Source organism: Mesorhizobium sp. M0633 (assembly GCF_040320645.1).
In the GTDB taxonomy this organism is placed as follows: Bacteria; Pseudomonadota; Alphaproteobacteria; order Rhizobiales; family Rhizobiaceae; genus Mesorhizobium.
The window spans coordinates 65719-78513 of sequence record NZ_JAMYQC010000004.1 but is presented as its reverse complement, the minus strand read 5'-3'; the positions used below and the strand labels follow the sequence as shown (position 1 = coordinate 78513).

The 12795-nt window shown below is 64.2% G+C and carries 11 protein-coding genes and 1 tRNA gene; 4 read left to right on the top strand and 8 right to left on the bottom strand.

Features of this window, described 5'->3' with window-relative positions:
- Positions 1–135 precede the first annotated feature (135 nt).
- Genes NKI47_RS05415 through NKI47_RS05390 form a run of 6 tightly spaced genes read right to left on the bottom strand, consistent with a single transcriptional unit; the run spans position 136 to position 7410 of the window.
- On the bottom strand, positions 136–1389 hold the full coding sequence (locus tag NKI47_RS05415; protein WP_031194023.1) for an ABC transporter substrate-binding protein: 1254 nt from the start codon (positions 1387–1389) through the stop codon (positions 136–138).
- 59 nt (positions 1390–1448) lie between these two features.
- Positions 1449–2960: an aldehyde dehydrogenase family protein gene (locus NKI47_RS05410; RefSeq protein ID WP_352588163.1), complete on the bottom strand. Its 1512-nt coding sequence runs from the start codon at positions 2958–2960 to the stop codon at positions 1449–1451.
- A 14-nt stretch (positions 2961–2974) separates the two neighbouring features.
- Complete coding sequence (locus NKI47_RS05405; protein ID WP_352588160.1) at positions 2975–3751, bottom strand: enoyl-CoA hydratase/isomerase family protein; 777 nt, start codon at positions 3749–3751, stop codon at positions 2975–2977.
- The gene (locus NKI47_RS05400) at positions 3744–5345 is read right to left on the bottom strand and encodes an acyl CoA:acetate/3-ketoacid CoA transferase (RefSeq protein ID WP_352588157.1); all 1602 of its coding nucleotides are present in this window, start codon (positions 5343–5345) and stop codon (positions 3744–3746) included. The genes NKI47_RS05405 and NKI47_RS05400 overlap by 8 nt, the downstream gene beginning before the upstream one ends.
- Complete coding sequence (locus NKI47_RS05395) at positions 5342–6358, bottom strand: Gfo/Idh/MocA family protein (RefSeq protein ID WP_352588154.1); 1017 nt, start codon at positions 6356–6358, stop codon at positions 5342–5344. Before NKI47_RS05395 ends, NKI47_RS05400 begins: the two co-directional genes overlap by 4 nt.
- Positions 6355–7410 (bottom strand): LacI family DNA-binding transcriptional regulator, encoded by a 1056-nt coding sequence (locus NKI47_RS05390; protein WP_352588151.1) that lies wholly within the window; start codon positions 7408–7410, stop codon positions 6355–6357. The genes NKI47_RS05395 and NKI47_RS05390 overlap by 4 nt, the downstream gene beginning before the upstream one ends.
- A gap of 243 nt (positions 7411–7653) precedes the next feature.
- Here NKI47_RS05390 and NKI47_RS05385 point away from each other — a divergent pair, with 243 nt between their 5' ends.
- On the top strand, positions 7654–8805 hold the full coding sequence (locus tag NKI47_RS05385) for a dihydrodipicolinate synthase family protein (protein WP_352588148.1): 1152 nt from the start codon (positions 7654–7656) through the stop codon (positions 8803–8805).
- 155 nt (positions 8806–8960) lie between these two features.
- The gene (gene fcl, locus NKI47_RS05380; protein WP_023675376.1) at positions 8961–9923 is read left to right on the top strand and encodes a GDP-L-fucose synthase; all 963 of its coding nucleotides are present in this window, start codon (positions 8961–8963) and stop codon (positions 9921–9923) included.
- 66 nt (positions 9924–9989) lie between these two features.
- Here fcl and NKI47_RS05375 read toward each other — a convergent pair.
- Positions 9990–10064, bottom strand: a tRNA-Val gene (locus NKI47_RS05375).
- Positions 10065–10168: 104 nt separating this feature from the next.
- Entirely contained in the window at positions 10169–10531 is a 363-nt protein-coding gene (cpdR, locus tag NKI47_RS05370) for a cell cycle two-component system response regulator CpdR (protein ID WP_006199474.1), read from the bottom strand.
- Positions 10532–10684: 153 nt separating this feature from the next.
- Here cpdR and NKI47_RS05365 point away from each other — a divergent pair, with 153 nt between their 5' ends.
- Positions 10685–11626, top strand: a complete 942-nt coding sequence (locus NKI47_RS05365; protein WP_352488728.1) for an N-formylglutamate amidohydrolase — start codon at positions 10685–10687, stop codon at positions 11624–11626.
- Positions 11627–11954: 328 nt separating this feature from the next.
- The gene (hisN, locus tag NKI47_RS05360) at positions 11955–12728 is read left to right on the top strand and encodes a histidinol-phosphatase (RefSeq protein WP_352588144.1); all 774 of its coding nucleotides are present in this window, start codon (positions 11955–11957) and stop codon (positions 12726–12728) included.
- The last annotated feature ends 67 nt before the right edge of the window (positions 12729–12795 follow it).

Below are 12795 nucleotides of genomic sequence, written 5' to 3'. Positions count from 1 at the left end.
CCGTATGGCGGGTCCGGAATTCTGCTGTCTCGGGCTCTGCGGCACGAAAGCGTGCCGGTCGGCGCAACCGCAAAACCTCGCCGCAGGGGATCTCCCCGGCTTGCGCCGGGGAGATCATTCACATGGGCGGGTGCCTTACTTGGCGTCTTCGATCGCGCTGACCAGTTGGGTCACGGCCTCGTCCGAGGTCTTGATCTGGCCGTGCACGAATTTCGAGACGACATCCTTGTAGGCGTTGGCAACCGCGGGAGGCGCGCCATAGCCCTGCGCCAGCGAACCGAACAGCGTGCCGCCTTCATTGGCGGCCTTCAGGTCGGCCATGCCCTTCTTGCCGCAAGCGTCGAAATCGGTGTCCGGCACGTCGGTGCGGGCCGGAACAGAGCCCTTGACGACGTTGAAGGCCGACTGGAAGCTCTTCGACAGCGTGGCGGTGGCCAGGGCGATCTGGGCGGCCTTGCGGTCCTCCGGAACGTTGAACATGCCGAACATGTCGGAGTTGTAGACGACGCTGCCGTCGGTGCCCGGGAAGCGGTAGCACAGGAAGTCGGTGCCCGGGACCTTCTTGGCGGCGTTGAATTCGCCCTTGGCCCAGTCACCCATCACCTGCACCAGCGCATCGCCCTTGATGACCATGGCGGTGGCGAGGTTCCAGTCCCGGCCCGAGAAGTTCGGGTCGACATAGGTGACGAGCTTGGCGAGATTGTCGAACGACTTCTTCATCGTGTCGGACTTCAGCGACTCCTCGTCGAGGTCGTTGAAGGCCTTCTTGTAGAACTCAGGCCCGCCGGTCGACAGCACGACTGAGTCGAACATTGTCGCTTCCTGCCAGTTCTGGCCGCCCAGCGCGAGCGGGATGACGCCCGCCGCCTTGGCTTTGTCCAGCAACGCAATGAAGTCGTCGAAGGTCTTGGGCTCGGTGCCGCCGATCTTGTCCATCACCGCCTTGTTGATCCATAGCCAGTTGACCGAGTGGACGTTGACCGGAGCCGCGACCCACTTGCCGTCATAGACGGAGAATTTCTGCAGGGCCGCGGGAACGGACTTGTCCCAGCCTTCCTTTATCGCCGTCTCGGTCAGGTCGCCCATAACGCCGGCTGCGGCGTAATCGAGCACGGTATAGCCAAGCATCTGCGAGGCGGTCGGGTAGTTGCCCGCTGCCACCATCGCCTTCAGCGCGGTCATGGCGGCGTCACCGCCGCCGCCGGCCACCGGCACGTCCTTCCAGGCAAAGCCTTCCTTGGCCAGATCCTGCTTGAGCACGTTCAGAGCGGCAGCTTCGCCGCCCGACGTCCACCAATGCAGCATCTGGACTTCCTTGACGTCCTCGGCATGGGCCGCGAACGCAACGCCCGATGCGAGAGCCGTCCCGATAAGCAGTTTGCGCAACATGTACTTCCTCCCTTGTTGAACTTACACGACCGGCGGATGCCCACCGGGTTCTTCCCAACTCAGCCGACCCACCATCCGGTGCGCTGGCCGCGATGAAATTGGATTGTCTTTTCCTCGGTATAATCCTCGACGGCGCGCTTGCCGAGTTCGCGTCCGAGACCGGACTGCTTGTAGCCGCCGAAAGGCAGCTCGGGGTAACCCTCCATGAACGTGTTCACCCAAACGGTTCCCGAACGCACATTCCGCGCCACCGACATGCAGGTATCGATGCTGGCGCTCCACACGCCCGCCGACAGACCATAGGGCGTGTTGTTGGCGATGTGCAACGCCCTTTCAATCGATTCAAAAGTCAGCACCGAGAGCACCGGACCGAACACTTCCTCGCGTGCAATGGCCATGTCTTCGGTGACGTCGCGAACGATGGTCGGATCAAGATACTGGCCGGCGCTCGAAGCAAGCTGATTGCCGCCGCTACAGATCCGGCCGCCGCCGTTTTCCGCTGCCGTCACGTAGCCGGTGACCTTGGCCATATGGTCGGCGGAGATCATCGCGCCGACCTTGGTGCGGTCGTCGAGCGGGTCGCCGACAACCACCTTGGCGGTGAGGGCTTTGACGGCGCCGAGGAACTCGTCGGCGATCGCCTCATGGACGATCAGCCGGCTGCCGGCATTGCAGCATTCGCCGGCATTGAAGAAGCCGCCGAACACCGCCGCGTCGGCGGCGGCCTCGAGGTCGGCATCGGGAAAGACGATCTGGCCGTTCTTGCCGCCGAGCTCCATCGCGACTTTCTTCAGCGAGTTGGCGGCAGACGCCATGGTCATCTTGCCGACGCGGGTGGAGCCGGTGAACGACACCATCTCGACCAGCGGATGGCTGACTATCGGTGCGCCGACATCGGCGCCCAACCCGGCAAGGATGTTGACGACGCCATCCGGCAAGCCGGCCTGCATCAGGATCTCGCCGAGCACGAAAGTCGAGGCCGAGGTTATCTCGCTCGGCTTGACCACCGCCGTGCAGCCGGCGGCGAGCGCGAAGGGTAGTTTCTGGCTGACGATAAGGAACGGGAAATTCCACGGCGTGATGATGGAGACGACGCCGATCGGTTCGCGCAACACGACGCCGAGCATGGCATCGCCGAGATTGGCGTAGCTTTCGCCGTGAAGCGTCCGCGCAAGTGCCGCGGCATAGCGCCAGATGTCGACGGCGCCGCCGATCTCGCCGCGCGCCTGCGCAATCGGCTTGCCGGATTCCAGCGCGTCGAGCCGGGCAATCTCGTCCAGCCGCGCCTCGATCAGGTCAGCAGCCTTGAGCAGGATCGTGGCGCGTTCGGCGGCCTTCATGTGCGGCCACGGGCCGGTGTCGAAGGCCTTGTGCGCGGCCTGAACTGCCGCCTCTACGTCCGCCGCGCCGGCCTGTCCATAGCGCGAGACGGTGAAGCCGTGGCCGGGGCTGCTGCGCTCCAGTGTGCGGCCGTCCTGGGCGTCGACGAACTTGCCGTCGATCAGCAGCCGGTAGCGTTTCGGCGCTGCGGCTGCCTCGGCGGGCATGGCGATGTTGAGAGGTGCGTTCATGTGAGTTTCAGGTCCTAAGATCTTGAGAACGCCGGTTTCTGCTTGGCCTTGAAAGCATCGACGCCGGTCCTGAGATCGCTTGTCAGCGCGATGAAGCCGCTGGCCAGCGCTTCGGTCGCGGCAGCACTCTCTTCGCCCTCCGCGATGGCAATCATCAGCTTGGCGGCTTCGGTCGAGAGCGGGCCGCGCTCGGCGATCTTGCCGGCCCAGGCCTTGGCTTCGGCGAACGCCTTACCGGTCTCGACCACCCGGTCGACAACCCCCAGAGCAAGAGCCTCGGTAGCCAGAAACACTTCGCCGCCGAGCGCCATCCGCCGCACCGCCTGCGCGCCGAAGCGGCGCACGGCGCGCTGGGTGCCGGACCAGCCGGGAACGACGCCGATCGAGGTTTCGGGGAACCCCAGCTTCACCTGTATTTCCGCCACGCGGAAGTCTGCAGCGGCCGCCAGTTCCAGCCCGCCGCCCAGCGCATGGCCGGCAAGCACGGCGATCGTCGGCTGCCGCAGCCGCGCCAGCCGGTCGAAGACGCGGTGGCCGTAGCGCACCCATTGCACCTGGAAATCGGCAGCGCTCATTTCTGCCCAAGCCTCGACGTCGCCGCCGGCGCAAAAGCCCTTGCCTTCGCCGCAGACCAGCACGACGCGGACGCCGGTTGCTGTCTCGGCCTCGTCGAGTGCCGCTTCCAGCGCCCGCAGCATCGGAATATCGAGCGCGTTGAATTTCTCCGGCCGGCGCAGCGTGACAATGCCGATGGCGCCGTCGGTTTCAAAGGTTACCAGACGCTCAGCCATGTGCGCCTCCAAGCGACGCGCCGCCATTGAGCGATAGGCCGATCGGCCGGTCCCGGTAGAGCGCATCCGGCGTCACTTTCAGGTCGTTGGCGACGGCGAGCGGGATCTCGGCCTGCGCCAGCACATCGCGCTCGAGGTCGATGCCCGGCGCCAACTCGGTCACCATCAGCCCCGCAGGCGTCAGCTTCATCACGCAGCGCTCGGTGACATAGGTGATATCCTGTCCCTGCGCGACGGCACGCTTGCCCGAGAAGGTGATATGCTCGACCTCGCCGACGACTTTCTTGACCTTGCCCTCCTGGTCGATGCGGATGCCGCCACCGGCAAGCGACAACTTGGCGCCGGCATTGAAGAAACCGGAAAAGACGATCTTCTTCGCCCGCGCGGTGATGTCGACGAAGCCGCCGGCGCCGGCGGTGACATGCGGCCGCGCCGAAAGCTTCGAGACATTGACCGAGCCGTGCCGGTCGATCTGCAGGAAGGACAGCAGCGAGGCGTCGAAGCCGCCGGCCTGGAAATAGATGAACTGGTGCGGCGAAGGCATGAAGGCGTCGGCGTTCGACGAGCAGCCGAACTTGAAATCGAGCAGCGGCACGCCGCCGACCGCGCCCTGTTCGATGACCCAGGTGACCTTGCCGTGCTGGCCTTCCTCGAGCAGGATGCGCGGCACATTGGCCGAGATGCCGAAGCCGATATTGACCGCCATGCCGTCGGCAAGCTCCATGGCGACGCGGCGCGCAATGACCTTCTGGACGTTCATCTCGGCGTTGCGAAAGCTCGACAGCGGCCGGAAGATCTCGCCGGAGATGGCCGGATCGTAAGGCGTCAGCGTCGTCTGCAACTGGTCGGGCGCCACCACGATATGGTCGACCAGCACGCCGGGCACGCGCACATCGTGCGGCTTCAGCGTGCCGTTCTCGACGACGCGCTTGACCTGCGCGATGACGATGCCGCCATTGTTGCGGGCGGCCAGCGCCTGTTCGAGGCCGCCGAGATAGGCACCCTCATGCTCGTAGGTAAGGTTGCCGCGCTCGTCCGCCGTGGTGGCGCGGATGATCGCGACCTGCGGTACGATCGAGCGGAAATAGAGCCATTCCTCGCCATCGAACTGCTGCACCGAAACGATCGGCTCGCTGGCGGCAGCATTCATGGCGCAACCCTGATGGCGCGGGTCGGCAAAGGTATCGAGCCCGACCTTGGTCAGCACGCCGGGGCGCTTGGCCGCGGCCTCGCGATGCATGTCGAACAGGATGCCGGACGGCACGTTATAGGCGGCGACCGAATTGTCGCCGATCATCTTCCAGATCTGCGGCGGTTCCGACGATGACGGCCCGGACGGATAGGAGCCGCACAAAGTGCGCTTCAACAGGCCGGGCTTGGCTAGATGGTCGATGCCCTTGATGCCGTACATGTCACCGGCGGCGATCGGGTGCAGCGTCGTGATGTCCCTGGGATGGCCTTCCGCGTCGAAGCGCTCGCCGACGGCGGCCAGCACCGCATCCGGACAGCCGAGGCCGCTCGACGATGACACGGAAACGACCATGCCATCCCTGATCAGGCCGGCAGCTTCAGCCGCTGAAACGAGCTTGCTCACGCGGCGCTCCCGAGCTTCGGGTCGATGGCAACGGCGTTTCCGGACCTGGCCGATTGCAATGCCGCCTCGGCTGATGTCAGCGACCAGACGCCGTCCTCGCCGGTGGTGGACGGCTGGCCGTCGCCACGGATCGCTGCGTGGAATTCGCGCAGCGAACGGGCATAGAGGTCTTCGCGGTCGAAGCTCAATTCCTCCTCGCCCTGTGCCGTGCGAAGCAAGACCGAGCCGACCGGCTTCTGCGTCATCACATTTTTGGCGATCAGCGAGCCTTCGCTGCCATGCACCTCGAAGCCGGTGCCGGCGAATTTTGTCGTGAAGCCCTCATGCGATTGGGCGATGACGCCCGATGCGAAGCGCCAGAGGCACATGGCGCCGTCTTCCAGTCCGCCGGCGGCCATGCCGGCCGATTGCGTGAATGCCGAGATCTCGACCGGATCGTCGCCGAGCACGAACCGCAGCGCATCGGCATCGTGGACGGTGATGTCGAGCACCACGCCGCCGCCGGCGTCCGGCCTGGTGATGCGCCAGCCCTGCAGGTGTTCCGGCAGATAGACAGAGTGGAAGACGCGCGCGGCGATCGGCCTGCCGATGCGGCCGGCAGCGATCGCTTCGCGCATCGCCCGATGCGAGCCGGCATTGCGCAGATGGTGATTGGTGCCGAGCACAACGCCGGCGGCCCTGGCCGCCGCGACCATCTTGCGCGCGTCGGCGCTGGTCAGCGCCAGCGGCTTTTCGCACAGCACATGCTTTCCCGCCTCGATGGCGGCGAGTGCCTGTTCGAGATGCAATTCGTTAGTGGTCGAGATGTAGACGGCGTCGATATCGGATTTGAGCAGGGCGTCGAGCGTCGAGACCGCCGCCGGAATGCGGTTTTCACTGGCGTAAGTGGCGGCGCGCTCCGGGCTGGAGCTCATCACCGCGGCGATCTCGCCGTCCTTCTGCGCGCGGATGGCGCCGATCATGAACTGTCTTGCGATCGTGCTGGCGCCGATCAGCCCCCAACTGACGGTCATGCCGCGTCTCCCATTCCTGCACAGCCATGCTCCTTGCGATCGGGGCCGCAGCTTTCCCTGACCACAAGGTTGACGGCGCCGATATGATCCTCGGCGCGCGTGGTGCGCGATTGGATCATCTTCAGCACGACATGGGCGGCGCGCTCGCCGAGGCCGGCGGTGTTCACCGCGACGCTGGTCAGCGCCGGCATATAGTGCTCGGCCTCGGCGACGTCGTCGAAGCCCACGACGGCAAAGTCCGCGCCGGGTTCCAGGCCGCGCTTGCGCAGCGCCAGCAAGACGCCGAAGGCGACCGCATCGTTGAAGCAAAGGGCCGCGGTCGGCGGCGCGGCCATGGCAAGTGCGGTTTCCAGGCAGGCAATACCGCCCTTGCGGCTGGTTTCGCCCTCGAAGACCAGCCTGTCGGCCGGTTCGATGCCGAGCGCTTCACAGGCCTCGCGAAAGCCGCCCAGGCGCTCGTGATAGACGACAAGGTCGGACGAGCCGCCGAAGAAGGCCAGCCGGCGATGGCCCTTGCCGATCAGATGGGCGGTGGCGAGATAGGCGCCGCGATGATTGTCGGGCGTGATCACCGGGATACGGCTTTCGGGAAGCCGGCGCATGACGAAGACGACCGGAACGCCTGCGGTCTCAAGGCGACGGAACGCGCCAGGCGTGGTGCCGCGCGCCGGCGACACGACGAGCCCGGCGACACCCTGCTCCATCAACGATTTCAGAACCTCTTCCTGGCGCACCGGGTTTTCAGCCGTATTGGCGATGAAAGGCACGACGCCGGCCGACTGGAAGACGCGCTCCATGCCGACCGCGAGCTCGGCGAAAAACGGATTGGTGAGATCGTTGATGACCATGCCGATGACGTTGGAATGGGCTTTGCGCAGATTGGCGGCGCCGCGGTTGTAGACATAGCCGACGTCCTCGATCGCCTTGCGCACCTTGAGCGCGGTTTCGGGCCGGATCAGCCCGCTGCCTTGCAGCACCAGCGATACCGTCGATTTGGACACGCCCGCCTCACGGGCGATGTCGAGTATCGTTGCCTTGGCCCGGCTGGCCATCCAGATCTGTCCTCCCGGTGGTTTCTTGTGCGATTTTATTGGAACGATCTAATCCCTGCGGCGCATTTGAGTCAATCGCGTTTTTGCGAAGCCGGGAAAAATGCGGCTCGGCGGCGCAATCCTCCGGCAAGCAGGGCTTTCGGCTGCTGCGATGCAGCAATTTTCGCTGCACGAGGCAGGGCGGCAAAATATCTTGATTTGTTGGAACGTTCCATTTAATAGGCGTTGGTAAGGGAGAGAGCCATGGACATCACCTTGCCCGGGGAAGGCGCCGGCCGTGTCCGCTACCGGCTTGTCGGCCAGCCGGTGCAGCCTGTGGCCGGCGCTCGCTTCTCGCGCATCGCCTACGCCGCCGCCCATGTCGTTGCCGATCCCCTCGCCATGGCCGATCCGTGGTCGAGGCCCGCGGTCGACTGGGACAAGACGATGGCGTTTCGCCATCACCTCTGGCGGCTTGGCTTCCGTGTCGCCGAAGCGATGGACACCTCTCAGCGCGGCATGGGTTTCGACTGGGCGAATGCCAAGGAATTGATCCGCCGCTCGATCGCCGAGGCGCGCAGCGTCGAAGGCGCCGATCTTGCGTCGGGCGCCGGCACCGACCATCTGGCGGGGGGCGCCAGCAGGCTAGACGATGTCATCGCGGCCTATGAAGAACAGCTCGGCTTCATCGAAGGGCTTGGCGGCAAGGCGATCATGATGGCCAGCCGGGCGCTGGCGGCGGTCGCCAAAGGCCCCGACGACTATATCGGCGTCTACGACCGCATCCTGTCCCAGGCCTCCGGCAAGGTCGTCCTGCACTGGCTGGGCGACATGTTCGACCCGGCGCTGAAAGGCTACTGGGGCAGCAGCGATTTCGAAACTGCGCTGGAGACGGTGGTCGCGATCATCGAACGCCATGCCGGCAAGGTCGAAGGCATAAAGATATCGCTGCTCGATGCCGGCAAGGAGATTGCGCTCAGGGACCGGCTGCCTGAGGGCGTGCTGATGTTCACCGGCGACGATTTCAATTACCCCGAGCTGATCGCCGGCGACGGCGACAGACATTCGCACGCGCTGCTCGGCATTTTCGATGCCATCGCGCCGGTCGCCAATGTAGCGCTGGCAAGGCTGGCCGACGGCGACCGCGCCGGCTATGACGCGCTGATGGCGCCGACAGTGCCGCTGTCGCGCAAAATCTTCGAGGTACCGACCGAATATTACAAGGCCGGCATCGTCTTCATGGCATGGCTGAACGGCCACCAGGAGCATTTTTCGATGGTCGGCGGCATGCAATCGGCGCGCGGCATCCGTCACTATGCCGATGTCTTTCGCCTTGCCGACCAGGCAGGGTTGCTGGCCGACCCCGAACTCGCGATTGCCAGAATGACAAGCCTCTGCGCGGTAGCAGGCATCTGATCGCAAACGCTGTCCGATCCAAAGTCAGGTTCGGTAGCTTGCGATTTGCCTTGTCTGGGCAAATCTGTATGCGGTATGCGTCCGGCAACAGAGAAGCCGATCCGGCGCTCCGCCGGCCAACTGGCATAGCTGCCGTTCTGCAATGGGGTAAGCTGATGACCTTCGACCTTCAGGGCAAGCGCGTTTTCGTGGCCGGACATCGCGGCATGGTCGGCTCGGCCATCCTGCGCAGATTGGCCGACGAGGATTGCGAAGTCCTGACCGCCTCGCGCGCCGAGCTCGATCTTCTCGACCAGGCCGGCGTGCGGCGCTGGATGGCCGACCGCAAGCCGGATGCAGTGGTGATGGCGGCGGCCAAGGTCGGCGGTATCCTGGCCAACAACAGGCTTCCCGTCGATTTCCTGCAGGACAATCTCGTCATGCAGAACAATGTCATCGACAGCGCCTTCCGCAACGAGGTGCAGAAGCTGCTGTTTCTCGGTTCATCCTGCATCTATCCCAAATTCGCGGCGCAGCCGATCTCCGAGGACGCCTTGCTGACCGGGCCGCTCGAACCCACCAACGAATGGTATGCGATCGCCAAGATCGCCGGGCTGAAACTGTGCCAGGCCTATCGGCGCCAATACGGCGTCGACTACATCTCGGCGATGCCGACCAATCTCTACGGTCCGGGCGACAATTTCGACCTCAATTCCAGCCATGTCGTGCCCGCTCTGATGCGCAAGGCGCACGAGGCCAGGCGCGCCGGCCGCAAGAGCCTGGAGGTGTGGGGATCAGGCACGCCGATGCGCGAATTCCTGCATGTCGACGACGCCGCCGACGCGCTGGTCTGGCTGCTGAAGAATTATTCGGGCGACAGCCACATCAATGTCGGCTCTGGGGAAGACATCACCATTGCCGATCTTGCCCGCACCATCGTGTCGGTCGCCGGCGCCGATGCCGCAATAACATTCGATGCGACGAAGCCGGACGGCACGCCGCGCAAGCTGATGGACGTGTCGCGTCTGTTCGCCACCGGCTGGCGCCCGCGCTACTCGCTGCGCAGCGGATTGGAACAGACCTATGCCTGGTTTCTGGAGCACGTCGAGACCGGCGATCTGCGCCTCGGTGCGGCCTGAGGCCGGTATAGGCCGGGAACGTCAGTCGACGAAAAATACCGACGGCCAATTGAGGGATTATCTGGATGGTGGGCGTGACAGGGATTGAACCTGTGACCCCTGCAATGTCAATGCAGTGCTCTCCCGCTGAGCTACACGCCCATCCGAAGCCGCGCATACACCATTTTTGGTTCTGCACGTCAATAGCGGGAAAAGCGAAAGAATGGCTGGCTTGCCGGGTCGGTCAAGACGCGAGAAAAAACGCGTCAGGCGGCCTGCAGCATCTTTTCGACTTCGTTGACGAGGTCGCGCAGGTGGAACGGCTTCGATAGCACCTTGGCGTCTTTCGGCGCCTTGGAATCAGGGTTCAGCGCGACGGCGGCGAAGCCGGTGATGAACATCACCTTGAGGTCGGGATCGATCTCCGTGGCGCGACGGGCGAGCTCGATGCCATCCATCTCGGGCATGACGATGTCGGTCAAAAGTAGCGAAAAAGGTTCCTCGCGCAGCCGCTCATAGGCACTGGCGCCATTGTCGAAATCGCTGACCTGATAACCGGCGCGCTCCAGCGCCTTGACGAGGAACCGGCGCATGTCGTCGTCGTCTTCCGCCAGCAGAATGCGTGCCATCTTGTCCCGTCCGAATCACCCAACCGACAATGCCGTGCGGCAAGCCCGTTAACCATGCTGTATATGAGGAGGCGACGGTAAACATCAAGTGAACGTTGGCCGCACAATCCTGTTTTGGCTTGCGCTTCGGCGGCTGGACATGCGGGCGGCGAGGTGGCACTTTCCTATCATGATGCATTGGTATTTCCGGGTTCGTTCAAATTGAAAACGGCAGCCGAGGATTTTTCGGTCGTTCCACCCTTCGAAATCCGATCGGGCGCCGAACAGCGCGTTCCCTTCCTCTTCAACTCGCCGCATAGCGGCCGCTACTATCCGGACCGGTTCATGGCTATGGCCAAGCTGGACCGCAACGCCATCCGCCGCTCAGAGGACTGCTATGTCGAGGAATTGTTCGGCGGCGCCGTCGCGCTCGGGGCGCCGATGCTGGCGGCAAACTTCCCGCGCGCCTATCTCGACGTCAACCGGGAGCCGTGGGAACTCGACCCGCGCATGTTCGCCGAACCGGTGCCGTCATTCTGCAACATCCGCTCGGCGCGGGTGGCCGGCGGGCTCGGCACCGTGCCCAAGCTGGTCGGCGAGGGGCTCGACATCTATTCCGGCCGCTTGCCGCTGGCGGAAGCCGTGGCGCGCATCGAAGCGGTCTACAAGCCCTATCACGAGACGCTGAAACGGCTTTTGACCAGAACCCATGCGCGCTTCGGCTACGCCGTGCTGATTGACTGCCACTCGATGCCGGCAAGCATAAGGGTCGGCGACAGCGGATTGCGGCCGGACTTCATCGTCGGCGACCGCTTTGGCATTTCCGCCGCGGCGGCGTTGACCGAGACGGCGATCGGCCTGCTCACCGGCATGGGCTACAGCGTCGCCCACAACAAGCCCTATGCCGGAGGCTTCATTACCGAGCACTATGGCCGCCCCGTGCGCCATCTGCATGCGCTGCAGATCGAGGTCAATCGCGGGCTCTACATGAATGAGCGGACGTTCCAGAGATCGGCTGGTTTCGACGCCCTGGCCGACGATCTGGCGCGGTTTTCGGCCGAACTGATGGCGATGCCCGATCACAATTTCATGGATCTGCCGCTGGCCGCCGAATAGCCGCGGAATCGCGATACTCGCCGCTCATGCGGCAGCGTAAAAAAAGACCGCATCGTTTGCACGACACGGTCGAAGTCTAGGGAGGAAACGCCCAAGGAGGGCATGGACAGGAACCCCTGTCCGAGAACAAACGTATTGTGCGCTGCACAAATGTCAAGGCGCGTTCCGGCTATTTTAATTCACTGTGAAGTGGAAATTGCATTTCCATGACGGCGGCGTTGCATTCGAGCAACAGTTGGCACCATGCGAAAGGCTCCGAACGCCTTTGTTTCGGCATAAATCCGTAGGCAAACGGGTATCTCCAAACATGCTGGAGCGGGAGAATCAGTTGGACATCAGCATCGAGTTCATGCGGCGCATTGCGCGTGCCGCCGCAGCCGAGACCTTGCCGCGCTTCCGCAACCAGGGCGCGGTCACCAACAAGGAGCGCGGCAGCTTCGACCCGGTCACCGAGGCCGACCGCGAGGCCGAGCGCGCCATCCGGGCGCTGATATCAGCGCAGTACCCCGATCACGGCATTCTCGGCGAGGAACATGGCGGCGAAAACATCTCCAGCCGGCATGTCTGGGTGATCGATCCGATCGACGGCACGCGCGCCTTCATTTCCGGCCTGCCGGTATGGGGCACGCTGGTCGGACTGACGGTCGACGGCGATGCCGTCGCCGGCATGATGTCGCAGCCCTTCACCGGCGAGCTGTTCTACGCCAATGCCTCCGGCTCGCATTATGAAGGTCCCGGTGGCCCGCGAAGACTCGCGACGCGCAAGAGGACGAATCTCGCCGAGGCGACGCTGTTCACCACCACGCCGGCGCTGTTCAAGGGAGACGCGCGCCTGCGCTACGACCTGTTCGAGCAACAGGTCCAGCTCGCCCGCTACGGCACCGACTGCTATGCCTTCGCCATGGTGGCGGCGGGCAGCGTCGATATCGTCGCCGATCCCGGATTGAAGCCCTACGACATCGTCGCGCTGATCCCGATCATCGAGAAGGCGGGCGGCGTCATCACCACTTTCGAAGGCGGACCGGCGGAAAAGGGCGGCGACATTCTGGCAGCGGCGACACCGGAGCTGCACGCGGCAGCAATGGCGGCGCTGCGCGGCTGAGATTGGCCATTGCTGCCCAGGCAAGATCGTTGCCATACCTCCTGACAGGATGATGTCAGTTGGCATG

Coding starts and splice junctions, on each gene's coding strand:
- NKI47_RS05405 (WP_352588160.1), bottom strand. CDS start 3,751: ATGGCTGAGCGTCTGGTAACCTTTGAAACCGACGGCGCCATCGGCATT.
- cpdR (WP_006199474.1), bottom strand. CDS start 10,531: ATGGCACGCATTCTGCTGGCGGAAGACGACGACGACATGCGCCGGTTC.
- fcl (WP_023675376.1), top strand. CDS start 8,961: ATGACCTTCGACCTTCAGGGCAAGCGCGTTTTCGTGGCCGGACATCGC.
- NKI47_RS05385 (WP_352588148.1), top strand. CDS start 7,654: ATGGACATCACCTTGCCCGGGGAAGGCGCCGGCCGTGTCCGCTACCGG.
- NKI47_RS05390 (WP_352588151.1), bottom strand. CDS start 7,410: ATGGCCAGCCGGGCCAAGGCAACGATACTCGACATCGCCCGTGAGGCG.
- NKI47_RS05415 (WP_031194023.1), bottom strand. CDS start 1,389: ATGTTGCGCAAACTGCTTATCGGGACGGCTCTCGCATCGGGCGTTGCG.
- NKI47_RS05410 (WP_352588163.1), bottom strand. CDS start 2,960: ATGAACGCACCTCTCAACATCGCCATGCCCGCCGAGGCAGCCGCAGCG.
- NKI47_RS05395 (WP_352588154.1), bottom strand. CDS start 6,358: ATGACCGTCAGTTGGGGGCTGATCGGCGCCAGCACGATCGCAAGACAG.